We start from the raw sequence: 26,066 nt of genomic DNA, 5'->3' as shown, positions 1-26,066 counted from the left end.
ATTGTAAAACTTTAACAAGGAAGTGATGCGTTTTAGAATAAAAGGTAGAAGTTAGATTCTAGTCTAACTTTTATGCAAACTTCTTTTTTATAAAGAAGTCAAAAGGTAAGCTACTAAGAGCGAATGGTGGATGCCTTGACTGGTAAAGGCGATGAAGGACGTACTAGACTGCGATAAGCTACGGGGAGCTGTCAAGAAGCTTTGATCCGTAGATTTCCGAATGGGGCAACCCAATGTATAGAGATATACATTACCTTAATAGGAGCGAACGAGGGGAATTGAAACATCTTAGTACCCTCAGGAAAAGAAATCAATAGAGATTGCGTAAGTAGCGGCGAGCGAAAGCGTAAGAGGGCAAACCCAATGCTTGCATTGGGGGTTGTAGGACTGCAATATGTATAAAAAAAGCTTAGCAGAACATTCTGGAAAGTATAGCCATAGAGGGTGATAGTCCCGTATGCGAAAAGCTGACTTTAACTAGCAGTATCCTGAGTAGGGCGAAACACGTGGAATTTTGTCTGAAGCTGGGTCGACCACGATCCAACCCTAAATACTACTACCAGATCGATAGTGCACAAGTACCGTGAGGGAAAGGTGAAAAGAACTGAGGTGATCAGAGTGAAATAGAACCTGAAACCATTTGCTTACAATCATTCAGAGCCCTATGTAGCAATACAGGGTGATGGACTGCCTTTTGCATAATGAGCCTGCGAGTTGTGGTGTCTGGCAAGGTTAAGCACACGCGAAGCCGTAGCGAAAGCGAGTCTGAATAGGGCGTTTTAGTCAGATGCTGCAGACCCGAAACGAAGTGATCTATCCATGAGCAAGTTGAAGCTAGTGTAAGAACTAGTGGAGGACTGAACCCATAGGCGTTGAAAAGCCCCGGGATGACTTGTGGATAGGGGTGAAAGGCCAATCAAACTTCGTGATAGCTGGTTCTCTCCGAAATATATTTAGGTATAGCGTTGTGTCGTAATATAAGGGGGTAGAGCACTGAATGGGCTAGGGCATACACCAATGTACCAAACCCTATCAAACTCCGAATACCTTATATGTAATCACAGCAGTCAGGCGGCGAGTGATAAAATCCGTCGTCAAGAGGGAAACAACCCAGACTACCAGCTAAGGTCCCTAAATCTTACTTAAGTGGAAAACGATGTGAAGTTACTTAAACAACCAGGAGGTTGGCTTAGAAGCAGCCATCCTTTAAAGAAAGCGTAATAGCTCACTGGTCTAGTGATTTTGCGCGGAAAATATAACGGGGCTAAAGTAAGTACCGAAGCTGTAGACTTGACTTTGTCAAGTGGTAGGAGAGCGTTCTATTTGCGTCGAAGGTATACCGGTAAGGAGTGCTGGAGCGAATAGAAGTGAGCATGCAGGCATGAGTAGCGATAATTAATGTGAGAATCATTAACGCCGTAAACCCAAGGTTTCCTACGCGATGCTCGTCATCGTAGGGTTAGTCGGGTCCTAAGCCGAGTCCGAAAGGGGTAGGTGATGGCAAATTGGTTAATATTCCAATACCAACATTAGTGTGCGATGGAAGGACGCTTAGGGCTAAGGGGGCTAGCGGATGGAAGTGCTAGTCTAAGGTTGTAGGAGGTTATATAGGCAAATCCGTATAACAATACTCTGAGAACTGAAAGGCTCTTTGAAGTCTTCGGATGGATAGGAGAACCCCTGATGCCGTCGAGCCAAGAAAAGTTTCTAAGTTTAGCTAATGTTGCCCGTACCGTAAACCGACACAGGTGGGTGGGATGAGTATTCTAAGGCGCGTGGAAGAACTCTCTTTAAGGAACTCTGCAAAATAGCACCGTATCTTCGGTATAAGGTGTGGTTCGCTTCGTATTAGGATTTACTCCGAAAGCGAAGAAACTTACAACAAAGAGTCCCTCCCGACTGTTTACCAAAAACACAGCACTCTGCTAACTCGTAAGAGGATGTATAGGGTGTGACGCCTGCCCGGTGCTCGAAGGTTAATTGATGGGGTTAGCATTAGCGAAGCTCTTGATCGAAGCCCGAGTAAACGGCGGCCGTAACTATAACGGTCCTAAGGTAGCGAAATTCCTTGTCGGTTAAATACCGACCTGCATGAATGGCGTAACGAGATGGGAGCTGTCTCAAAGAGGGATCCAGTGAAATTGTAGTGGAGGTGAAAATTCCTCCTACCCGCGGCAAGACGGAAAGACCCCGTGGACCTTTACTACAGCTTGACACTGCTACTTGGATAAGAATGTGCAGGATAGGTGGGAGGCTTTGAGTAATAGACGCCAGTTTATTATGAGCCATTGTTGAGATACCACTCTTTCTTATTTGGGTAGCTAACCAGCTTGAGTTATCCTCAAGTGGGACAATGTCTGGTGGGTAGTTTGACTGGGGCGGTCGCCTCCCAAATAATAACGGAGGCTTACAAAGGTTGGCTCATAGCGGTTGGAAATCGCTAGTAGAGTATAAAGGTATAAGCCAGCTTAACTGCAAGACATACAAGTCAAGCAGAGACGAAAGTCGGTCTTAGTGATCCGGTGGTTCTGTGTGGAAGGGCCATCGCTCAAAGGATAAAAGGTACCCCGGGGATAACAGGCTGATCTCCCCCAAGAGCTCACATCGACGGGGAGGTTTGGCACCTCGATGTCGGCTCATCGCATCCTGGGGCTGGAGCAGGTCCCAAGGGTATGGCTGTTCGCCATTTAAAGCGGTACGCGAGCTGGGTTCAGAACGTCGTGAGACAGTTCGGTCCCTATCTGCCGTGGGCGTAAGAAGATTGAAGAGATTTGACCCTAGTACGAGAGGACCGGGTTGAACAAACCACTGGTGTAGCTGTTGTTCTGCCAAGAGCATCGCAGCGTAGCTAAGTTTGGAAAGGATAAACGCTGAAAGCATCTAAGCGTGAAGCCAACTCTAAGATGAATCTTCTCTAAGCTCTCTAGAAGACTACTAGTTTGATAGGCTGGGTGTGTAATGGATGAAAGTCCTTTAGCTGACCAGTACTAATAGAGCGTTTGGCTTATCTTAAATAAAGCATCACTTCCTTGTTAAGGTTTTACACCTTTAAATGAGTAAGGTTTTAAACTTGCTTTTAACATTGTTTTTTAAGTATTCTTACTTAAATAATAAATGTGTAAATTAATCATTGTCTTTTATAAATAATATTAAAGATAGAATAAAGAATATTTAAATAACAATGTCCGTGATTATACAGATGTGGAAACGCCTTGCTCCATCCCGAACCAAGAAGCTAAGCACATCGTGGGTGATGATACTACGCCTTACTGGCAGGGGGAAAGTAGCTCATTGCGGACTTGTTAATTTACTTCTTATACTACATACTACTAATTATAAATAATAATTTCAATATTAAGGTTTTAAAAAGATTATTTAGGATTGTTTGTTTAATATATTAAGTTGAATGTTTATGATTTAATTTAAATTCTAATTGTTTTTTATATTTTAGTTATTTTAGAATGTTTATTTTTAATGGTTTTTAGAATGGTTAAGATAGGTATTATCTAATGAATGAGAGGGTTAAGATTTAAATTTATTATGTTTAAAATATAATTTATAATTATGTTTTAAAAAGCTGGATAAAAATGAAAAAAGTTATCTAAATTTAATGATTATTGCTTCATTGTATAGTGTTGCTTTAGCTTTAAATCATAGTTATCATAGTAAGAAAATCTTGGTAATTTGCAACAAGAATTTATGGAAGGTAGAAGTATGACTTGTGGGAATATTTTCACAATTGTTAGCAATACATCAATACCAATATCAAGTTCGTTTTAAATTGGGTATTTGTATCGCTAAAGGCTAATTATGGGATTAGTATATTCTCAATGTTGTAATCAAGTTATTGATACAAACTTACGTTATACAGTAAAACCATTATTAAAACTTGAAGAAGTAAAACTTAAACAAGAAAACAAGGAAAAAAATATCGAAGTAAGTAAAGATATTAATATAAATGTGGATAATCAAGTAGATACTAGCAAAAAAGATAAGCTTTTAGACATATTTGTTTAATTCGTTGTAAAAAGATTTTTATAGTTTTATACTTCTTTTACTTTAATTACTCTTTGCTTATTTAAATAAAAAAGTTCTTGGGCTTTATTTTTATTTCTTTAAGCTTTATATGTCTTTGAAGTTTTTGATATTAAAAGGGGTGGATTGATTATCATTCGTTCTTTGATGGTTGAAATTTTATTATTAGCTTCGTTCGTTATAGTTGTAATGAGTTGCTACATTTCGCCAAAGCATTTATTATAAATTGATTATATAATGCTTAGTATTTTTTTAGTCTTGTAAAAAATTTTTCTTGTTCAGCTTTTTCGTGTTATACGTTTATCATTATTTATATTCAAGATAAATTCTAAGTTTGTTATTTTGTATCCTATTTTATAAGTTTTGATTTCTAGTAAAACAATATTTGATTGCTATTTATATCTTATTCGGTTGTTTAACCTTAATTAAAACGCTTGTATTCTAAAAGAGTTTTTGTTCTTTTGTGATGCTACACATTGATTTTAAAGCTTTGTTTTGTTTAAGTTCGCAAACAGGTATATTATAATTTTTATATATAAGTTGATCTCATTTGTTAGATATCGTTAAGTTTTATGGGTAAAATCTTTTTTTTGATCTAGTAAATATTATAAGACTATCATTTAGCCGATATATAGTCTTATTCTTATAAATTTAAAAAGTGGCATAGTTCTAAAAACATTTATTTCTTTCATTGTTTTTAAAATCCTCGACATAAGTTTTTTGCCATATTATCAATTAAATTAATTATATAATTATTAATTAATTTCTTTACTTCTGTTTTCTTTCCGCTACCAAACTTCAAATATTTCACTTAATGTCATTTCATGTACTTGGAATAAAACGTCTTTTAGTTATTGATTAAAAATTAAGTTCAAAATTTTAAAAATGTAAAAAATAAATTTGAAATTATTTTAATTTATAAATTTATGCAATTTTAGTATTTTTAATGAAAAGATTTTTATCAAAAATATTCTATAGATGAATTTTAGCTGGTTATAAAATTTAACAAAATATTATAATCTTGAGATTTATAGAAAATATTTAAGAATTATAAATTTTAAATTAAAAGACTTAGTGGCGGACAGAGAGGGATTTGAACCCTCGAGACCCGTTAAGATCTGCACCCTTAGCAGGGGTGTGGTTTCAGCCACTCACCCATCTGTCCTTTAAAATGGGTATTATATATAAATTTGCTTAAAATTAGCCTTAATTAAAGACTTAAATAAGCTAATAAAAAAGTGATCAAAATACCCAGCAATAGCACATAAATTTGCTTTTTTCTATTTTTTTTACTTGCAAATAAAGTAATAAATAAGCCTGAAAAATAAAGAAAAAATAATGCACATCCAAAGGCAACTGAAAGCACAGAAAAATACCACATTCCTTTATTTTTATGAAGCATTATTAAATCACCTAGCAAACTTCTTGTTTTGGTTGTGATTTTATATTCATTATCGTTTATTTTAGTAATACTTGCTTGATAATGTGCTCCACCCATATTAATACTATTATTTTTCTTATCTTTGAATAATTTTGTATTTGATGGAATGCTTAAGTTATTTTCTTTCAAAAAATTAAGTAAAAAATTTCCTTGCTCTTCATCTTTTATGTTTTGTTTGATTATATAATTTTCTTCTTTTATTCCAATATCTTGCTTAAAGCCAAAAATATATGCTATACCAGAAATAGAAAAAATGAATGCCATAGGTAAGAAAAATAAACTAATATAAATATGGATTTGTCTAAATAGCTGATTTTTGCTCATTGTTTCCCTTTTTTATTTTTTAATTTATTATAAAATAGGAATCTAAAGCAAAAGTGAAATTTAGAAGATAGAAGGGTTAAATCTATCTTCTAAATTTTTATTTTTTATCAATAACTTGATAATTATAAGGTTTAATATTTTTATCATTCTCTAAAAGATCTGATGGAGGATTTCCGTTAATATTGGAATGTTTATAATATCTTTCTCCAGTTTTATGTCCATTAAGATCTGTTTTATAATAAATTTCTCCAGGATTTAATTTTTGAATATCCTCAAAACCTAAATTAGAAATTTTAAAATTGTTTATTTTATTAGCAGTTGCAATTTCTACAAGTTTGGCTTGCCCAAGTCTTGCCATATCTACAGCTTGCAATAGCATTCTTGATGCTTCTCTAGGGTTATGAAATCCTGTTGAATTTTCAGCACCGATAAAATCTGCTCTCATTTGAGCTTTTCTATGAAGTTCTAAAACTTCTTTTAATTCATTGTTGATTTTTTGATTATTATTTTTATATTCTGGCATGTTAGATAAAGTATCTCTTAAAGTTTTGATATCTTGAATAAGACTTACGATAGCATATTCTGCAGTTCTTAGATCATAAGCTACTGAATTTTGAATATCTTTAATTTGTGCCTTTAGATAGCTTTCGCTTTGAGTATGACAAGTTTTACAAGCTGAATTTATATCTTGTAAAGGAGAGGTAATATTATGTTGAGTAAGCTTTTTAGCGCCTTTTCTAATATAAGGCATATGACAATCAGCACAGCTTACTCCATTGGCAGCATGAACTCCACCACTGTATAATTCACTTTCTGGATGTTGAATTTTAAGCATAGGCGCACCAGTTATTTTATGATCCCAATCTTTTGCAAAAATAGAACGAACTTTTTCATAATAATCATCAAACATTTCAATTCTAAATGGTTGTCCTTTTTTCCATTCAGCCCAAGGGAAAACTAACTCTAAACCATCAGCTTCAATTTCAATGGCCTGATTACCATCTCTCCAAGAGTCAAATTCATCATAAGTTTTTTGAGTTCCATCCCACCATTTTTTGGTATTATCATTTGCTATGCTTTCACCAATTACTTTTACTTTTGTTCCTGTTGGTTTAAAGTAGTATTCTACATGGCATTGAGAGCAAACAAGAGTTCTCATTTCTTCTCTAGTTGCTTTAATTCCTTGTATAGGATCTTTTTCATATCCTCTTGCAACTAAAGCATTGATAGCTGCAGGTCTAGTGAGTCTTAAGCTCATGTCATTTGGATTATGACAATCAGCACAAGTTACACCCATTCTTTTTCCGCCATGTATACTTTGATGTTCTGGTATGTTTGTTGGTGTACTCATATTATCAGGAATATTTTTAATCATAGTCCAGTATTTAGTAGTGTTAAAAGCCACCCAATCATTTTTTGCGACATTTTTTATAAGCCAAGGTGTCCATCCACTATGGCAATTCATACAAGCAGTTGGCTGACCTTGAAAAGCTTTATATCCATGTGCATTTAAAAAATCTTTATTATTTCTTGCTGTATCCATTTGATCAACTTGAACCCAAAAATGTCCTCTTTCTTCATTTGCGTCAAGAGCAAAAGGATAGCCAGCCCAAAGTACAGTTAGTTGTGGATAGCGTATAAGTTTAGAATAAGCTAAATTTCCACCATATTCTGTTGGAATTGGTTTTTCTTGTTCAACTTTTAAATACATGTCTAAATGATCTGGAAAATTCTTCCCCCATACATCAAATGTTGGATTATCATCACTTAGTTCAACGAAATTTTTACTATCAATTCCGCCCAAACTTTCTTGTTGTTTTTTGCTTATATCATTATTGAGCCAGAGAACTCCAGCAATTAAAATGACTAAAGCAATTATACCAGGGTATAAAATTTTTTTATTCATAATAATTTCCTCCTAATAGTTAAAATCCAAGTTTGTGTCCTACGCCACTATGGCAAGAAGCACAATTTAAAGCATTATTTGAATGATGATTTGTTGTTGCATTTATTGCACTTGCCGCATAATCTGCATGACAACGGATGCAATTATCTTGAACCATTTTTTTGCTCTTCTCATTAGCACTAAGATTGGTTGGCAATTCATCAAGCTTAAAAGTAAATGCATAAGCATGTCCTAGACCACTTTGAGCTTTTGCGATCCATTTGTTGATAAAATTATGTGGTAAATGACAATCAGAACAAGTCGCTCTAGGTTCACCAGCAATTTTCTTAGAATGAGGCCCTGCAAGATAGTCATTATAAACTTCATTCATAATATGACAATTATTACAAGATTCGCTAGCGTTGCTTAGATAAGAAGTTCCTTTTGCATTATAGAAAGTGTAAAAACCAATAATGAAAAAAGCTATAAGAAGAATTAAAAAAATACTAGAAAGGCTTAAAAAAGGTTTTTTATGTTTCAAAAAAATCTCCTTTAGTAAATTTGTTTAAAGAAAATGAAAATTAAAATTTTAACTAATATATATTTAATATTAATTTAAGGATATATTTACTCTTAATTAGTTTAAAAGGGTATATTATTTAAATTAGTGAAATCTTTACCAATTTATAATATTATTAACAAATTGTTATTTTTTAAATTGCTAGGTTGTAAGGAGTTTTGAATGCAAATTAATCCTAGTATGTTTTTAAACAGGGAACTTTCTTGGCTTAAATTTAATTCCCGCGTTTTAGATCAATGTTCTAAAGATTTACCTTTGCTTGAAAAATTAAAATTTATTGCAATTTATTGTACTAATTTAGATGAATTTTATATGATTAGAGTTGCAGGATTAAAACAACTTTTTTCTGTAGGAATTAATACAAGCAGTAGTGATGAGATGACTCCTTTAAAACAATTAAAAGAAATTCGTAAATATCTTCATCAAGAACAAAAACTTTTAGAAGAATATTTTATTAAAATCACCAAAGAGCTTGAAAAAGAAAATCTATTCATTAAGCCCTATGAAAAACTTGATAAAAATTTAAAAGCAAAATGTGATGAGTATTTTTTTTCTTATATTTTTTCTGTAATTGTTCCTATAGCAGTAGATGCTACACATCCTTTTCCGCATTTAAATAATTTATCCTTTTCTTTAGTAGTTAAAATTTGTGATAAAAGTAATCCTGAGCTTATTAAATTTGGAATGATTAGAATTCCTAGGGTATTACCAAGATTTTATGAAGTAAGTTCAAATATTTATGTTCCTATTGAAAGTATAGTAACCCCTCATATAGAAGATATCTTTCCAGGTTATAAGCTTTTATCTTCAGCAGCTTTTAGAGTTACAAGAAATGCTGATATAGTTATAGAAGAAGAAGAAGCAGATGATTTTATGATGATTTTAGAACAAGGTTTAAAGCTTCGTAGAAAAGGTGCTTTTGTAAGACTTCAGATCCAAAAAAATGCTGATGAACAAATTATGGAATTTTTAAATACTCATATGAAAATTTTTAATAAAGATATTTATGAGTATTCTATACTTTTAAATTTACCAGCACTTTGGCAAATTATTGAAAATAAAACCTTTACTCATCTTTTAAATCCACTTTATACTCCAAAGGTATTGCCTCCTTTTGATGAAAACACTTCGATTTTTAATGCTATAGATAAAGAAGATATAATGATATTGCAACCTTTTGAAAGTTTTGATCCTGTGTATAAATTTATAAAAGAGGCAAGCAAAGATCCAGAGGTTATATCTATAAGAATGACACTTTATAGAGTTGAAAAAAACTCAAATATAGTTCAAGCTTTGATTGATGCTGCAAGCGATGGAAAGCAAGTAACAGTTATGGTTGAACTTAAAGCAAGATTTGATGAGGAAAATAATTTACATTGGGCTAAAGCTTTAGAAGATGCGGGTGCTCATGTGATTTATGGTATTACTGGATTTAAAGTGCATGCTAAAGTTTCGCAAGTAATTAGAAAGCATAACGATAAACTTAAATTCTATGTGCATTTAAGCACGGGAAACTATAATGCAAGTAGTGCTAAGATCTATACAGATGTGAGTTATTTTACTAGTAAGGAAGAATTTGCAAAAGATACAACTAGTTTTTTTCATATTCTTTCAGGATTTAATAAAAATAGAACTTTAAAAACTTTAGCAATGAGTCCTAATCAAATTAAAGAAAAAATTCTTGAAATGATCCGTGTAGAAAGTTTAAAAGAGCAAGAAGGTGTAATTATTGCTAAAATGAATTCTTTAGTTGATCCTGATATTATTAAAGCCCTATACGAAGCTTCTATTAAGGGGGTTAAAATCGATCTTATTGTGCGCGGAATTTGTTGTTTAAGACCAGGTGAGTCTTATAGTAAAAATATTAGAGTTAAAAGTATTATTGGTAAATACTTAGAACATGCAAGAATTTTTTATTTTAAACATAGCGAACCGAATTATTTTATTTCAAGTGCTGATTGGATGCCTAGAAATTTAGAAAGAAGATTGGAATTAATGTCTCCTATTTTTGATGAAAGAAGTAAGGCTAAACTTTCTAAAATTTTACATTTACAACTTGATGATAATACCTTATCTTATGAGTTAAATAATCATGGAGAATACTATAAAATAACCCCTAAAAAAAATGAAAAACGCATAAATTCTCATACTATTTTAGAAGAATATGTGAGTAAAATTTATAAAACCTTAAAAAAAGATACGGATCAAAGTAAGGCAAAATCGTTGGCTATTAAGCTTTTTAAAAATGATTAATTTTTAAAAAGCTTAATAGATTATTACAAGCTAAAGAGATTATTTTATAAGTTTCGTCAAAATTATGCGTAAACCAAGGATCTGGAACTTCGTTGTAGTTTAATTCTTTTGCAAATTGAGTAAGTTTTAAAATTTTATTTTCTATATTTTTAAAATCTTTTAAAACATTATTAAAATTAGAATTATCCATAACTATAATATAATCATTATTATCGCACATGGTTTGCGTTAGTTTTTTACTAATAAATCCATTTGCTTGAATACTTGCTTTTTTAAGCTGTTCTTTTGTTTTTACGTGCATATCTTCTCCATCGTGATAACCAGAAGTTCCAGCGCTTGTAACTTCTATATGTATAGTATTATCTTTTTTGATTAAATCTTTCATAATAAATTCAGCCATAGGGGATCGGCATATATTTCCTAAGCATACAAAACAAATTTTTTTCATTCTTTCCCTTTTTTGATTTATTCTAATATAGCTTGGTATTTTTTAACAAGTTGTTCGAAGCTAAAATTTAAATTTGCAGGTGAGCTTGATGGAAGATTTAGAATTTGAATATCAGGGTAAGCTTCTTTTACAAAAGCTTCTTGATATTTTTTAAATAAAGCAAAAGCCTTTTTGCCTGTTATGGCTATTTTTTCAATTTTAGCTTTATCTAGAATTTGATTTAAATCATTCATCTTTGGAAAACTTATAGTTTTATCATTTGAATTTTTAATTTTACAACTTTGTAAAACGTCCCATAAAGCTATGTGATGTGTTTTTAAAAATTTTTTTTGAGCATTAATATTATTTAGTGATTTTGCTTGATATAATTTTTCTAAAATTCTCCAAAAATGATTTCTTGGATGTTGATAGTAAAATCCACTAATTCTTGATTTTATTGATGGAAAAGAACCTAAGATTAGTATTTTTGAATTTCTATCAAAAAAAGGTTCTAAAGGATGGATTATGATATCATTCATTTGCTAAATCTACAGAAATTTTTCCATTTTTAATTTCATTAATCTTAACTTTTATTTCATCTCCAATATTGAGTGTGCTTTTGATTTTAGAGCTATGAAGCAATCCATCTATGCCATTTTTAAGTTCAATAAAAGCACCAAAAGAGGTAACTTTTTTTACAATACCTGTAAATTCCTGATGAAGTTCAAATTCTGAAATATCTTTTAGGGTTTCTTTTTTCTTTCCTTTAGTGATATTTAAAATGTATTCTTTGGCTAATTTTATACATTCATTATTATTACTTGCAATTTTTATTTCACCTTTTTCTCTATCAATATCAATACAAACATCAAATTTTTCAACAATTTCTTTAATTGTTTTTCCACCTTGTCCTATAATATCAACAATTTTTGAAGGATCGATTTTAAATAATTCTAATTTTGGCAAAATTTCTTCATTGACTATAATATTTTCATTAGCTTTTTGCATGATATTAAGAATATGAATTCTTGCTTCTTTTGCTTGCATAAGAGCTTCTTTTAATATTTCTTTATTTATGCCACCAAGTTTTATATCCATTTGCAAAGCAGTAATACCATCTTTATTTCCAGCTACTTTAAAGTCCATATCCCCATCGTGATCTTCTAAACCCATAATATCGGTTAATATAGCGTATTTGTCTTTTTCAAAAATAAGTCCCATAGCAACACCTGCTATAAGGTCAATGCTTTGTACTCCAGCAGCTCTTAAAGCCAAAGATCCTCCACATACTGAAGCCATAGAACTTGAACCATTGCTTTCTAAAATTTCACTTACTAAACGAATTACATAAGGATAATCTTCATCAATACTTGGATAAAGAGCTCTTTTAGCTAAATTTCCATGGCCTAATTCTCGTCTTCCAGGTGCTTTTATAGGACTTGCTTCACCAACGCTAAATCCTGGAAAATTATAATTAACCATAAAGCGTTCATTGATAGGATTTTTTTCTGTGAGCAAGTCTATCATTTGCGCATCATTGTCATTGCCTAAAGTAGCTACTACAAGTGCTTGAGTTTGGCCTCTTGTAAAAAGGCAAGATCCGTGTGCATTTGGTAAAATATTTGTTTCTATATCGATAGGGCGTACTTCATTTAAAGCTCTTCCATCAGCTCTTTTTCTTTCATAAATAATTTGTTCTCTTATAATTTTTCTTTTAATTAAAAATAGAGTATTTAAAATTTCTTCTTGACTCCATCCTTCGTTAGAATGAAAATTTAGGATTTTTTGAGAAATTTTATCAAGTTCGCTTGCTCGTTCACTTTTTGCCATTTGATTGATAGCATTTTTGATATCATTTAGATAATTTTTTTCTATAAATTCAAAAAGTTCATTATTTTCTATTTGTTCTTTTAGTTCAATATCAATTTCTTTTTTATGTTTAGCGAAAGTTTTTTCATAAATACAAGATGCTTCATAAATTGCTTGTTGAGCCATCTCTAAAGCTTTGATTGTCTCATCTTCGCTTAATTCATTCATTTTTTGAGTATCATTATCCTTACTTGGCAAGGCTCTCATTTCTATCATTAAAAGTTCATCTTTTACCCCAGATACATAAAGATCTAAAGAGCTTTTTTGAAGTTCTTGATTGTTTGGATTAAGAATAAATTCTTCATTAATTTTTGCAATACGCACCCCGCACACTGGAGCTTTAATAGGAATTCCGCTTATATAAAGAGCAATACTTGCAGCATTTAAACTTATTACCTGTAAATCTGTTTCACAATCAGCTGAAAGTATCATTACAGTAATTTGTGTAGGATAAAGATAACCTTTTGGAAATAATGGTCTTAAACTTCTATCAATAATTCTTGCATTTAAGGTTTCTATATCGCTTGGCTTAGTTTCTCTTTTTACATATCCGCCTGGAATTTTACCTGCAGCATATGCTTTTTCTATATATTGAACGGTTAAGGGTAGAAAATCTTCTTCAACTTTTTTATCCTCTTTTGCAATAGTTGCTAAAACAACGCTTTTTCCAACTTGAAGTAAGACAGAACCTAGAGCTTGTCTAGCTACTTTGTCAATATAAAAAGTTTCTAAATTTTTATTAATTTGTATGTTGTATTGCATTTTATTTCCTTTTTCTCCAAAAAAAGTATTTGTTATTTTTTTTAAAAATGAATTAAACAAGATAATCCTTTAAATTTTATTTTCGCTTTCTTGTAAAGAAAAATCATACTTAACTCCTCCAATAGGATAGAAATTAAAGACAAAATAGACCCCGCTTTGATTTTTAGCACTAATTCCTCCGCTTGTAAGTTGAGGATCTATTTTTTCTCTATATACTAAAGAATAATTCCAACATTTTCTTTGATAAGTATATCCAATTTCCCACATATTAGGATGTGATCTTTGGGTATCAAACCAAATTCCACCAAAAACATAATAATTTTGATTAAATTTATAATTAGCCTGTGTGCTTATAAAGCTATACTTTCCATATTCATCATTTTGATAAGCATGAGAAAAATTCCAATTAAATTTTGGAACGATATTGGTTTGTAATTGACTTAAAATTTTACTAAAACGATTTTGTAAATAAGAATATTTGATTTCATTATTGAAGCTAATGTAATCATTATAATAATAAGTAAATAAATTTTCTATTTTTTCAAATTTTTCTTGACGATTTAAATAGTTTATATTAAAACGATGTTTAAATTTTTTATCTCCAAGTTGATTATAAAAATATTGCACAATATATAATTTCGAATTTTCTTCTTCATTTTCTGACTTAAGATAATCTTCTGTAATGAAACCAGATTTTGTTCCAGGCAGTAAATAATTAATTCCAAAATTTAAAGTGTGAAAGAAATTGTCATACGATTTTGATAAATCAGTATATAGATTAAATTCATGAGTATTTTTAAAAAGATGCTCTTTGTTTTTTTGAGGATCTTGAGAATAATTAACAAAAGAGGCATAAAAATTTTCAGTGAAAGTAAAATGCAAAAAATTATCAAAGAAAACATCATGATAAGAAAAAGGTAAAGTTAAATTAAGCTGATTAGCATAAGATCCTACTTGCCTGTAATAATTATGAAAAGATGCATCAAAAGAATAACGAATATTTTCTTTCCATAAAGAATTTAAGAACCTATGATATTGAAAAGAAGGGTATTCTTGTAGGGTATCTTTATTGTTAACTTTTGAAGTATCAATATAGTATTTTGCATAAGCTCCATAGAAATTATTTTCATCTGCTAAAAAATAGTTAATTTTTGATGTAACGAGTGAAGTTAAATCATTGTAAGCACTGGGGCTAAGATTAAAATAATCTATATCATTAAGATAGGTTGCATCTACCCATAAATTTTCTTGAAAATTATCTCCAAGTAATCCTTTTATAAGGTTATTTCTTAAATATTTTAATTCTATACCACCATGAGTTTGATTTTTTAAATTTTCTTTAAAATAATATTGCTTTTTTTCTCTAAAAAGACCGAAATTTAAATTTCCCATAGAGTATAAAGAATCTACAAATCTTAAACTAGAATATAAACCAAATCCTCTTTTTGCTCTAATTTGAGGATTTAATTCTAAATCCCAATTATCCTTATAGGCTATATAAATTGGTTGCTGATAATAAAGTCCTTCATTTTTCTTTAAAACAATTTGAGGGATAAGTAACCCACTTTGTCTATGTGTATCTGCACTAAAACCAAAATAAGGTAAATAAAAAACAGGAACACCTTTAACATATAATTTTGCATTATAAAGATGAACAAAATTATTTTCTCTATTAAGCCATCCGTCACTAAAACGAATTTCCCAATCTGGATTTTCAACATTACAACTTGAAACACTAGAAATCTGACTTTCAAATTTATTGTTACTTAAATAACTATTTTTACTTTGAAACCATACTTCAAGGTTGTTATTAGAAAAAAAGAAATTTTGAAATTTTGCTTCATCTGTATTAAGTTTAATTTTAGCATAGTTTGAATGAAGACGTTCATTTTGTCCTCTTAAAACGTTGACATCGCCAAAAAGTTCAACTTCTTGAGTTGTTTCATTATAAATTGCTTTATTTGCAGTGATAAAATAAAAATCAGAAAAAATCACAACATCTGTATTTGCAGTAATTATATCTTTTTCTTTTTTTACATTTAAGGCATAGATATTAATTTCAACTGCATTAAGAACAAAAGCAGTTCCCAAAAGCAAGAAAATCTTACGCAGCATTGACGACAATTGTCCTTGCTACATAATCTTCCCAAGTTTTACGTAAGTTGTTTCCCAAAGCCCATACAAAACCCAACATAAAGGCTATATCACTTATCTGTCTTATAGCAGATCTAATACAGCTTTGTTTTAATGTTGGCTTATCAAGCAAATCTTCATCTAAAATAATGATTTTACAAACCATTTTTCCTAAACTTGCACCATACATGTAGGTAAATAAGGAGTGGTAAAAAAAATGTAAAAGCATAAAGCCTAAAGAGAAATTTCCTAGGATTTGTGTTACTTCAAAAGCATCCTTTGCCATCGAAAATTGGTTATAAAATATAACAAAAACTATGCAAGATAAAATTAAATTATCTATTAAATAAGCTAAGACTCTTTTATAAAAACTAGCAATTTTTAAATTTTCACGTTCAAGTTTATCGAATAAATCTTCTTTCATTTTTTAAAAACCCAAAATCCAATATCTTTTCTAAATTGTTTTCCTTCAAAATGGATATTATCACATAAATCATAAGCTTTTTGTTTAGCTTCTTTAAGATTTTTTCCCAATCCAACACATACTAAAATACGTCCACCGCTTGCCATAAGTTGATTATTTTCTAAACTAACTCCAGCATATGAAATATGAGAATTTTCAGGAATGCTTTTAATAATAATTTCGCTTTTTTCTGAATTTTTATAAGGATAGTTTTTACTTGCGCAAACTACGCCAACAGCAAATTCATTTTTTAATTCTAATTTTATATCTTTTAAATGCTTTTGTGTTGAGGCTAAAATAAGTTCGAGTGGATTTTTGATCAAAGGCATCAAAACTTCACATTCAGGATCTCCAAAACGAACATTAAATTCTAAAACATAAGGTTCATTTTTTACTATCATTGCACCTATGAAAAGCACTCCATGAAATTCTTTATTTTCTTTTTTCATTCCTTCTAAAGTAGGTATAATGATATCTTTTTTAATTTTTTCTAAAAGTTCTTCACTGGCCAAAGGACTTGGTGCATAAGCGCCCATTCCACCAGTATTTGGCCCCTTATCTTCATCTAAAAGTTTTTTATGATCTTGTGCTACAGGTAAAAGAATAAAATCATCTCCATCACAAATAGCAAAAATACTAAGCTCATATCCTTCTAGAAATTCTTCAATAACTATAGATTTTCCAGCATCACCAAAGCTTTCACCATCAAGCATTTTTTTGCTTTCATATATTGCCTCTTCGTGTGTTAAAGTAATAATTACACCTTTACCAGCACATAAACCATCTGCTTTTACAACAATAGGTGGGGTTAGTTTTTGTATAAAATTTTTAGCTTCGTTTAAATCATTAGTAGTTAAAAATTTTGCTGTTTTGATATTATATTTGTTTAAAAAATTTTTCATAAAAGTTTTTGAACTTTCAAGCATTGCCGCTGCTTTTGTTGGTCCAAAAATAGTTAAGTTATTTTCTTTGAAAATGTCAACAACCCCTTTTGCTAAAAAATCTTCACTTCCAACTATACAAAGATCTATTTTATTTGTTTTTGCATAATTTGCAATTTCATTAATATCTTCAATATTTAAGTTTGTTCCAAGGTTTTGAGTAGCCCCATTTCCAGGGGAAAAATATAAATCTAGATTCTTTGTAGTTTGTTTTAAAGCTAGGGCTATAGAATATTCTCTTGCACCGCTACCTAAAATAAGTATTTTCATATATCTCCTTGAAACCTAAACAGTTAACTTTAAATGACTCCAAGAAGTCAAGAGAACCGCTAGATAATTTTTAAAGGCTGCAACTTCTCGTTTTAATTTAAAAAACTCAAGCGAAGCCACAGACACGGTAAATTATACATTCGCAGTTAAATATTTTTTGTTGAATCTTTAAATGCTATACTGCTTAGGCATTAAAATTATAGCGGTATTTAACTTAAAAATTTATAGTTAAATGAGTTTAAATTTCGTTTTTCCTGTTTTATCAAAATGTTTTCCTTCTAGTATAATATCTGCAACGTTGTCCCAAACGTGTTTTTCATCAATATAAACTATATCAAAAGTATTATCTCTCATTAAAGATTGATAATTAACTTTTTTCGGGGCATATTTCACAAGATAGTAAGGATTTAAAGAAAAAATTTCAATTTTAATTTTGCAAAGTAAATCAAGATCTGAAGTAACAACTAAAAATTTTTTTCTTTGCTCTTTAGAAATTTTTTGAATATAAAGCAAAAGTTTATGATCAAAAGGATTTAGTGCTGATTTATTAAGTCGACTTAAATAATGTTCAGCAAAAGATAAGGAGCAAAAAGAATTTTCTATATTGGTTCTTGTAAAATATGAATTTTTTACCCCAGATGATTTTAAAGAAAGCTTCCAAATTTTCATGTCCATAATAGTAGCACAAAGGTTAAGCCCTGTAATAATTTTAGAAAAGAGTTTTTCTTTAGATAATTTAAAAGCATTTTCAAAAATACTTAAATTCTTTTTATAAAAGTCTTCTTTAATAGCAATAAGACGCTTAAGGGAAGTTTTATAATACTCATTTTCTTTTTGAAGGCTTTCTAATCTCTCCTGTTTTGCTTTGATTTTATCAGGATTGGCATTAGACTTTGAATTAAGTTCAAGATTAAGATTTTTAATTTGAGACTCTAAGGCAGCTGATCGATTTTTTCTTGTATCTATGGTAGCAAGAAGTGCTTGATAGTGACATTGAAGAGATAAAAAGGTTTCATTAAAGATTTTATTAATATTAAACATTTTATGTTTATCTTTCATATCTGTATAAGAATTTTCAAGATGCATTATTATGCTTTTTAAGGAGCTAAATTGTGTTTGATCTATAGAATTATCCATAAAAATTAAAGTATCAAGAGATTTGTTTAAAAAACGTTTTATAATGATATAATCTAAAATGCATGGGATTTCTTTTTGATCTTGGATATTGGATTTTAAAGCTTCAACTGAGAGAATTTCTCCTGAAAAATATTTTTGTATAGCTTGAGGTATGGTAAAAGAAAGAGGAATTTTTTCTATAGTATCATAATCAGTACTACGGTAAAGTTCTGTTATATACGCACTTCTACGTGTATTTTGTAAATCTTCGAGTTCATCATCATTGTCTGTTTTCCAAAAGTCATTTTCTGTGATAAAATCACCTTCTTTAAATTCCTGAAATTTAGAAGGACGAATTCCGGTTATAGTTTTGCCATCTGAACGGAATTCAACAAGCATTCCAACACTTGGCATACTTCTTTTATCATTCCAAATTTGACGATTAAACTCAAAAAATATTTTGGCTGAATTTGTGACAGTTCCACGTCCTGTGGAATCCATATAAATTGCTATTTTTCCATGCATATTTCTTCCTTGAAAACTTTCATAAAATTCTAATTCTAACTTTATTTTTATAAAATTTATATAATAAATAAAAATTTATTTTTAATTTCTTTTAATCAATTTATAATTAATTATTTTTATTTTTAAGGAAGTAAAATGTTTTTTTATTAAAAATCCAAAACAAACAGGAGTTTTATATCTAAGCTCTAAAAAGCCATTTTCTGTAATGATTAAAAGTTTAGATCTAAATCAGGCTAAAATATAATAGAAATAAGTATTTTTACAAAAGATATTCTTAAATATAAACATCAAAATACAAGTTTTTGCAATAGATAACGAATTCAAAAATGGCGATTAAATTAGGTCAAAAATTTGAAAATTTAGATATTGAAATTTAGGTAGTGCTCGCAATATATTATCTTTTTTATCCCAAAGACAAAAGTTTAAAAAATAACAGTTATTTTGCTACTTTCACATATACTTCCAATTCCCGCAAGTATTAGATTTCGTCGCAGGATTTTTGATATTTTTAAAATATCAAAAATTGTTTACAAAAATATTCCTTCTGCTGTAGTGTATTTTTGTAAAAATAGTTATTCCCATTCTATTGTCGCAGGTGGCTTACTAGAAATATCATAAACAACACGGTTGATTCCTTGGACTTCATTGATAATGCGTCTGCTTATATTTTCTAAAATTTCATAAGGCAAATGAGAAAAAGTAGCTGTCATTCCATCGCTTGCATTAACAACTCTTATGCAAATTGCATTATCATAGGTGCGATTATCACCCATAACACCTACACTTTTAACATTTAAAAGCACGCAAAATGCTTGCCAAGTTTTATCATACCAACCAGTACTTTTTAATTCTTCAATCAAGATAACATCTGCTTTACGCAATAAATCTAAACTTTCTTTATTTACTTCACCCATAATGCGTATGGCAAGCCCAGGTCCTGGAAAAGGATGACGAAAGACAATATCTTTATTAAGTCCTAATTCAAGACCCAAAGCACGGACTTCATCTTTAAAAATTTCTTTTAAAGGTTCTATGAGTTTTAAGTTCATTTTTTCTGGAAGTCCTCCTACATTATGATGACTTTTTATAGTTTTACTTGCCCCGATAACTGAACTTTCTATGATATCTGTATAAAGTGTTCCTTGTGCAAGATACTTAACATCACTATGTTTTTTTGCTTCATTTTCAAAAACTTCTATAAAGGTATTGCCTATAATTTTTCTTTTTTGTTCAGGATCAATAACGCCTTTTAGACGACTTAAAAATATTTCACTTGCATCTATACTGATAAGAGGAATATTTAAGGTATTTTTAAACATAAATTCAACTTGTTCTTTTTCTTTGGCTCTTAAAAGACCATTATCTACAAAGACAACAATAAGTTGTTCTTTAATGGCATTTGCAAGTAAAGCTGCTACAACACTACTATCAACTCCTCCACTTACCGCACAAAGAACTTTATTTTTGCCTACTTCTTCTTGAATTTTAAGAATTTGAGATTTTGCAAAAGAGCCCATATTCCAAATGCTTTCACAATTACAAGCATATTTAGCAAAGTTTTTTAAAATACTTTTTCCAAATTCACTGTGTTGAACTTCAGGATGAAATTGTAAGGCGAAGAATTTGCGTTTTTCATCAGCAAAAACACAAAAAGGACTATTTTCACTTGTGGCCAAAACTTCAAAACCTTCTGGGAGATTTTCCACTTTATCAGAATGACTCATCCATACGGTTTGTTTTTTGGGTAAATTTTTAAATAATGCACTATCTTTTTTGATTTCTATATTTGCTTTTCCATACTCTTTGTGTCCTGCTGGCATGACATTGGCTTTAAAATGATGAGCCATAAGTTGCATTCCATAACAAATTCCAAGTATAGGTAAATTTAATTCAAATACACCTTTGTCACAAAAATAAGCATCTGTTGCATAAACACTAGCAGGGCCACCACTTAAAATAATACCTTTAGGCTCTTTTGCTTTTATATCTGCTAAGCTTACATTAAAAGGTAGAATTTCTGTATAAACACCTTGCTCTCTTAATCTTCTTGCTATTAATTGAGTGTATTGAGAGCCAAAATCTAATACTAAAATATAATCTTTTTTCATTTTACCACCTGTTTAAATTTTCATATTTTTTAATACTTTTAACGGATTTATTTTGATCATAACTAATATATGAAGGATTATCTTTATAGCCACAAGCACTTAAAAATATTAAGAAAAAAAATGCTAAAATAATTTTATGAAGAAAATTAAAAGTGTTGATACTGTTATAAATGATATGATAAGCCTTCATCATTATAAACCCTTAAAAAATTTTATCCTCTATAAAGAATTTTTAAAATTAATGAATTTAAAACATCAGCGTTTAATTTCAAAAATTTTTATTCACAATAATATTTTAAATATTGTTACTTTTCATTCTGTTGGATATCAAGATTTAAACAATGATGATACCAAAAATAACATTAAAATTCTTATAAAAATTTTCACAAAAAAATTTTTAAATACCCCGTTTGATAAAGTCGATACTATTAAAATTTTCTCCCAGCGTTATAAAGAGAAAAAAAATTTCATACAAGAAGAAAGAAAAACATCTTATATTGAGCTTTCAAAAGCTAGATTTAACAATCCTTTTAAAAATAAAAAATTATATGTACAATTTGAAGAATTAAGAGCAAAAATCAATGATTTATGATGAGTTAAAAACTTTACCCCAAAGTTCAGGAATTTATCAGTATTTTGATGAAAATGGCAAACTTTTGTATGTAGGCAAGGCTAAAAATTTAAAAAATCGTGTAAGATCTTATTTTATTTTTACACCTTTTTTTGCACCAAATCCAAGAAATTCATTAAGAATTCAAAAAATGATTAAAGAGGCAACTCATTTAGAATTTATTACCACAAATTCAGAAGCTGATGCTCTAATTTTGGAGAATTCTTTTATCAAGCAACTTCATCCAAAATATAATATTTTATTAAGAGATGATAAGACTTATCCTTATATTTATATAGATTTTAATGAAGAATTTCCTAGATTTCAAAGCACAAGAAAGCTTATTAAAAAAAGTAAAATTAAATATTTTGGTCCTTTTTTTAAAGGGGTAAAAGAGCTTTTAAATGCACTTTATTATTATTACCCTTTAAGGCAAAAAAATTCTTGTAAAAGTCCTTGTCTTTTTCATCAAATTAATCGCTGTAAAGCTCCTTGTGCTAATTTGATTTCAAAAAATGAGTATGAAAAAATTTTAAATGAAGCAACTAATGCTCTATTAAATCCTAACATTTTGATTAAAAATTTAGAAAAACAAATGATGCATCTAGCTCAAAATGAAAATTATGAAGAGGCTGCTAAGATTAGAGATCAAATTGCTACTATTAAGGATTTAGAAACCAAGGTGCAAATTGATCTTGCAAAATTGGAAGATTTTGAAGTTTTTGCTATTGCTTATGAGAATAATTTACTTTCTCTTTTACGCTTTGTGATTCAAAATGGCAAGGTGATTGGTTCAAATCATAAGATAATTGTTTTAAAAAATGATGTGTTTGATAAAAATGCAATTTATAAACAGTTTATTTTAGAAAATTTTAATTATGATATTCCTATCGTTTCAAATCAAATTTATGTTTATGAAGAATTTGAAGATTTAAAACTTCTTGAAGAATTGCTTTGTAAAAGGTTTTCAAAAAAAATTATTATTAAAAACCCAAAAATAGGTGAAAAAAGAAAAATTTGTAATTTAGCATATCAAAATGCTTTAATTAACATAAATTCATATAAAAAGAATAATTCTTTTGAAATTTTAAAAGAGCTAAAAACATATTTTGAACTTGAGAATTTCCCAAATTGCATAGAAATATTTGATAATTCTCATTTGCAAGGTTCAGCTACCATTGGTGCTATGGTTTGTTACAGGCAAGATGAGTGGGATAAGCAAAAATATAAAAGATTTCATCTTCATTATAAAAATGATTATGATCAAATGAGAGAAGTTTTAACAAGAAGGGCTAAAGATTTTGACAAAAACCCACCTCCTGATTTATGGGTTATAGATGGCGGGAAGGTTTTACTTGATTTGGCAAAAGCTATCATTGAAAGTAGTGGAGCAAATATTGATATTTTAGCGATTTCAAAAGAAAAAATCGATTTTAAAGCTCATAGAGCAAAAGGTGGAGCAAAAGATAAAATTCATTCTATTAAAGGTGAATTTTCTTTAAGTGTTGATGATAAAAAATTACAATTTTTGCAAAAATTAAGAGATGAAGCTCATCGTTTTGCTATAAAATTTCATCAAAATACTAAAAGAAAACAAGACTTAGAAAGTTCAAAACTTCTTAATTTGGGTCTAAGTGAGGCTAATATACAAAAATTACTTCATTATTTTGGTAATTTTGAAAATATTTATAAAGCAGATTTTAACGAGCTTAGTTTTGTTTGTAATAAAAAAATTGCACAGAAAATTAAAAATATTTAATTTTCAATATTAGTTCTAAAATTTATTGCTTGATGCAATGAAATAAAGTCTACATTTTCTAAATTTACCCCACTTGGGATACCTTGTGCTATTTTACTAAATTTTAAATTTAAATTTTTTAATTTTTCTTCTATAAAGAAAATCATAGTATCTGAATTTATACTATGAGTAAAAGCAAAAATAAGTTCTTTTGTATTGTTTTTTTTTATCATAGAAATAAGTTTTTGAATTTTTTCTTCTTCTAAATTTTCTAAGACAAAGTAAAATCCATTATAACTATTGCTTTCTTCGAGAATTAAAACATCTTTAGGACTTTGTATAATGCAAATTAAATCTTTTTGGCGATTTTCATCTGTGCAAATATCACAAAGCTCATTTTCGCTTAAGGCACCACATTGTGTGCAAGGTTTGATAAAGCGTAAGGCATTTTCTATATTATGTGCAAGCTTCATGCCTTCTAGATGATTGCTTGTGCAAATATAATAAGCCAAGCGAATCGCAGTTTTTTTTCCAATCGTTGGAAGACTCGCAAAGCTTTCTACGAGATTATTGAATTTTTCTATGCCTTTAATTGCCATTTTTATTTTTTTCTCCAAAAAATACCATAAAACAGTGTTTTCCTTTTTCATAATTATAAATTAATTCAAAATTATGAAGTCTGCAGACTTCATAAACTATGTAAAGACCAAGTCCCATTCCTCCAACTTTCTCATATTTTTCTCTTGAAAAAGCTTTAAAATAGTATTCAATGGGTTGACTTAATTCTTTTCCAGGATTTTTAATAACAAAAGAATCTTTATAGCATTCAAGCTTACAAGTTCCATCATCAGAGTATTTAAGCGCATTATCTAGCATATTTTTTAAAATTAAAGAGAAAATTTCAAGATCGACATTTAAAAAAGGATCAGAATATAATTTTATATTAATAACTTTATCTAAGTCATCACGCATTAGATAGACTTTAGCTTCATTTAAAATAACGCTAAATTGATTTTGCGTGATGTTAAGATTGTAGTTTTTAGAAAATAAACTTTCCATTTTTGCAAATTCATTAATTAAAAGATCAAGTCTTATAAAAATATCATTTAAACGATCTTTTTGTTTGAAGTCTTTAATCATTTCAGTAATAATTCTGCCTTTTCCGATAGGGGTTTTAAGCTCGTGCATAATAGTTCTTAAAAAAAGTTGTCTTGACTCTATGAGTTCTTGATTTTTTTTGAAAGCTTTTTCAAATTCAAAAGCTATTTTTCCTACTTCATCATCTTGATAATTTTCAAATTTAGGTTTTTTTCCATTGCTAACTTCTGCAATTTGCATACGAAGTTTTTTTAATGGTTCTAAAGACTTTAAAACAGAAAGATACATAAAAATGACTAGAAAAGAAAAAAAGAAAAATCCTGCTAATAAAAGATTATATACTCTATTGTTTGCACTTTGTTCAAATAGAGCATTAGATGAATTTTTACACTGCATATCCAAATAAAGATTGTTATTATAAAATAAAGAATAAAGATCGCAATAATCTCCATCTTGCATAAAAGCTATTTTCCCTTCTTTTCTAATAAGTTTTATGAGTTGATTGTTTTTTACTATATTAAATCCGCTGTTGATTAAATATTTTTTTAAGTCAGTATCAACTTCATTTTTATAATTATTTAACAAGCTTTTGATTAAATTTTCTTGTTTAAAACTTTCTTCTTTGTTGTAAATATTGCCTTCAATTTTTAAAAGGATAATAAAAAGAACACATACTAAAAAAAAGGTTACAACAAATAAAATAATTAATTTTGTATTAATAGAGTAATTTTTAATCATCCTATAAGTTTATATCCTATTCCTCTAACTGAAAAAATATGTTTAGGAGATTTTGAACTATCTCCTATCTTAACTCTTAATCTTCCTATAATTACATCTAAGCTTTTAGAATCTTTATCTTTTAAATTTTTGCAACGATTAACAAGTTGTTCTCTTGATATTGAATATCCATTTTGTTGTATTAGATATTCTAAGATTTCATATTCTGCTGGTGTTAAAGTTAGAACTTGATTATTATAAGTAATTTCGTGCTTTTTTTCATCAATTTTAAATACAGAATTTAAGTTCTCTGTAGAATTTTGTTTATCAATTCTTTTGGCACGACGAATAAGGCTTATAATTCTTGCATACATTTCTTTTGGATCATAAGGTTTTGGAAGATAATCATCAGCTCCAATTTGAAGTCCCACAACTTTATCACTTAAATCTCCTCTTGCTGAAGATATGATAATAGGAATATGACTTTTTTGCCTTATTTCTTTACAAATTTCTAAACCATCAATTTGCGGTAAAGTCAAATCTAAAATTAAACAATCATAATTTTGAATTCCAGTTTCTAAAGCTAAACGAGGGTTTTCAAAATTTGTAATTTTTATATTGAACTGAGCTAAATATTCAGATAACAATTGTGCAAAGTCAGGATCATCTTCTATCATTAAAACATTAATCATTGCTTTTCCTTAATTTTTTAGTGTAATTTTATTTAAATTATATTAAAAACTTGGTAAATTACTTTTTTATTTTCTAAAT

At 29.2% G+C, this 26,066-nt stretch carries 18 protein-coding genes, 1 tRNA gene and 2 rRNA genes; 6 read left to right on the top strand and 15 right to left on the bottom strand.

What is annotated here, in order from left to right; translation table 11 throughout:
* The first annotated feature begins 103 nt into the window (after positions 1–103).
* The 3 genes from CNZW441b_RS06075 to CNZW441b_RS06065 all read left to right on the top strand — a co-directional run bounded on the left by CNZW441b_RS06075 (position 104) and on the right by CNZW441b_RS06065 (position 4,017).
* Positions 104–3,012, top strand: a 23S ribosomal RNA gene (locus CNZW441b_RS06075).
* 171 nt (positions 3,013–3,183) lie between these two features.
* Positions 3,184–3,300 (top strand): 5S ribosomal RNA (rrf, locus tag CNZW441b_RS06070).
* A gap of 510 nt (positions 3,301–3,810) precedes the next feature.
* Positions 3,811–4,017 (top strand): hypothetical protein, encoded by a 207-nt coding sequence (locus tag CNZW441b_RS06065; RefSeq protein WP_131186750.1) that lies wholly within the window; start codon positions 3,811–3,813, stop codon positions 4,015–4,017.
* A 1,093-nt stretch (positions 4,018–5,110) separates the two neighbouring features.
* On the opposite strand, the gene CNZW441b_RS06060 is transcribed toward CNZW441b_RS06065, so the two are convergent.
* The 4 genes from CNZW441b_RS06060 to nrfH form a co-directional block, all read right to left on the bottom strand.
* Positions 5,111–5,200: transfer RNA gene (locus CNZW441b_RS06060), tRNA-Ser, on the bottom strand.
* Positions 5,201–5,245: 45 nt separating this feature from the next.
* Complete coding sequence (locus tag CNZW441b_RS06055) at positions 5,246–5,800, bottom strand: hypothetical protein (protein WP_131166218.1); 555 nt, start codon at positions 5,798–5,800, stop codon at positions 5,246–5,248.
* A 97-nt stretch (positions 5,801–5,897) separates the two neighbouring features.
* Positions 5,898–7,706, bottom strand: coding sequence for an ammonia-forming cytochrome c nitrite reductase subunit c552 (locus CNZW441b_RS06050; RefSeq protein ID WP_131166217.1), 1,809 nt, complete (start codon positions 7,704–7,706; stop codon positions 5,898–5,900).
* Positions 7,707–7,725: 19 nt separating this feature from the next.
* Positions 7,726–8,232 (bottom strand): cytochrome c nitrite reductase small subunit, encoded by a 507-nt coding sequence (gene nrfH, locus CNZW441b_RS06045; protein ID WP_243830598.1) that lies wholly within the window; start codon positions 8,230–8,232, stop codon positions 7,726–7,728.
* 195 nt (positions 8,233–8,427) lie between these two features.
* Here nrfH and CNZW441b_RS06040 point away from each other — a divergent pair, with 195 nt between their 5' ends.
* Positions 8,428–10,518, top strand: a complete 2,091-nt coding sequence (locus tag CNZW441b_RS06040) for an RNA degradosome polyphosphate kinase (RefSeq protein WP_131166215.1) — start codon at positions 8,428–8,430, stop codon at positions 10,516–10,518.
* On the opposite strand, the gene CNZW441b_RS06035 is transcribed toward CNZW441b_RS06040, so the two are convergent.
* The 8 genes from CNZW441b_RS06035 to guaA form a co-directional block, all read right to left on the bottom strand.
* Positions 10,505–10,966, bottom strand: coding sequence for a low molecular weight protein-tyrosine-phosphatase (locus tag CNZW441b_RS06035; protein ID WP_216681306.1), 462 nt, complete (start codon positions 10,964–10,966; stop codon positions 10,505–10,507). The two genes, CNZW441b_RS06040 and CNZW441b_RS06035, sit on opposite strands and share 14 nt — an antisense overlap.
* 17 nt (positions 10,967–10,983) lie before the next feature.
* The gene (locus tag CNZW441b_RS06030; RefSeq protein WP_131186752.1) at positions 10,984–11,484 is read right to left on the bottom strand and encodes a DNA-deoxyinosine glycosylase; all 501 of its coding nucleotides are present in this window, start codon (positions 11,482–11,484) and stop codon (positions 10,984–10,986) included.
* Positions 11,477–13,576: a polyribonucleotide nucleotidyltransferase gene (locus CNZW441b_RS06025; RefSeq protein WP_131186753.1), complete on the bottom strand. Its 2,100-nt coding sequence runs from the start codon at positions 13,574–13,576 to the stop codon at positions 11,477–11,479. Before CNZW441b_RS06025 ends, CNZW441b_RS06030 begins: the two co-directional genes overlap by 8 nt.
* Positions 13,577–13,645: 69 nt before the next feature.
* A complete protein-coding gene (locus CNZW441b_RS06020) occupies positions 13,646–15,691 on the bottom strand; it encodes an LPS-assembly protein LptD (RefSeq protein ID WP_131166213.1) in 2,046 nt (681 codons plus the stop codon).
* The gene (locus CNZW441b_RS06015) at positions 15,681–16,133 is read right to left on the bottom strand and encodes an RDD family protein (protein WP_131163463.1); all 453 of its coding nucleotides are present in this window, start codon (positions 16,131–16,133) and stop codon (positions 15,681–15,683) included. Before CNZW441b_RS06015 ends, CNZW441b_RS06020 begins: the two co-directional genes overlap by 11 nt.
* Positions 16,130–17,383, bottom strand: coding sequence for a phosphoribosylamine--glycine ligase (purD, locus tag CNZW441b_RS06010; RefSeq protein ID WP_216681305.1), 1,254 nt, complete (start codon positions 17,381–17,383; stop codon positions 16,130–16,132). Before purD ends, CNZW441b_RS06015 begins: the two co-directional genes overlap by 4 nt.
* Positions 17,384–17,611: 228 nt before the next feature.
* On the bottom strand, positions 17,612–19,024 hold the full coding sequence (locus CNZW441b_RS06005; protein ID WP_131166211.1) for a hypothetical protein: 1,413 nt from the start codon (positions 19,022–19,024) through the stop codon (positions 17,612–17,614).
* A 572-nt stretch (positions 19,025–19,596) separates the two neighbouring features.
* Positions 19,597–21,132, bottom strand: coding sequence for a glutamine-hydrolyzing GMP synthase (guaA, locus tag CNZW441b_RS06000; RefSeq protein WP_131166210.1), 1,536 nt, complete (start codon positions 21,130–21,132; stop codon positions 19,597–19,599).
* A 136-nt stretch (positions 21,133–21,268) separates the two neighbouring features.
* Here guaA and CNZW441b_RS05995 point away from each other — a divergent pair, with 136 nt between their 5' ends.
* Together CNZW441b_RS05995 and uvrC are read left to right on the top strand one after the other, a co-directional pair.
* On the top strand, positions 21,269–21,724 hold the full coding sequence (locus tag CNZW441b_RS05995; protein ID WP_131163468.1) for a hypothetical protein: 456 nt from the start codon (positions 21,269–21,271) through the stop codon (positions 21,722–21,724).
* Positions 21,714–23,501, top strand: a complete 1,788-nt coding sequence (gene uvrC, locus CNZW441b_RS05990; protein ID WP_131166209.1) for an excinuclease ABC subunit UvrC — start codon at positions 21,714–21,716, stop codon at positions 23,499–23,501. The genes CNZW441b_RS05995 and uvrC overlap by 11 nt, the downstream gene beginning before the upstream one ends.
* Here uvrC and recR read toward each other — a convergent pair.
* The 3 genes from recR to CNZW441b_RS05975 are packed head-to-tail and all read right to left on the bottom strand — an operon-like array spanning position 23,498 to position 25,987.
* Positions 23,498–24,079: a recombination mediator RecR gene (recR, locus tag CNZW441b_RS05985; protein WP_131163499.1), complete on the bottom strand. Its 582-nt coding sequence runs from the start codon at positions 24,077–24,079 to the stop codon at positions 23,498–23,500. The two genes, uvrC and recR, sit on opposite strands and share 4 nt — an antisense overlap.
* Positions 24,069–25,316 (bottom strand): ArsS family sensor histidine kinase, encoded by a 1,248-nt coding sequence (locus CNZW441b_RS05980; protein ID WP_131166208.1) that lies wholly within the window; start codon positions 25,314–25,316, stop codon positions 24,069–24,071. Before CNZW441b_RS05980 ends, recR begins: the two co-directional genes overlap by 11 nt.
* Positions 25,313–25,987 carry a response regulator transcription factor gene (locus CNZW441b_RS05975; protein ID WP_131163471.1) on the bottom strand — a complete coding sequence of 225 codons (675 nt, stop codon included), beginning with the start codon at positions 25,985–25,987 and terminating at the stop codon, positions 25,313–25,315. Before CNZW441b_RS05975 ends, CNZW441b_RS05980 begins: the two co-directional genes overlap by 4 nt.
* Between the last annotated feature and the right edge of the window lie 79 nt (positions 25,988–26,066).

The organism is Campylobacter novaezeelandiae, from assembly GCF_018968685.1.
Taxonomy (GTDB): domain Bacteria; phylum Campylobacterota; class Campylobacteria; order Campylobacterales; family Campylobacteraceae; genus Campylobacter_D; species Campylobacter_D novaezeelandiae.
Note: the sequence above shows the minus strand (reverse complement) of the source record. Positions and strands in the feature narration are given on the sequence as shown.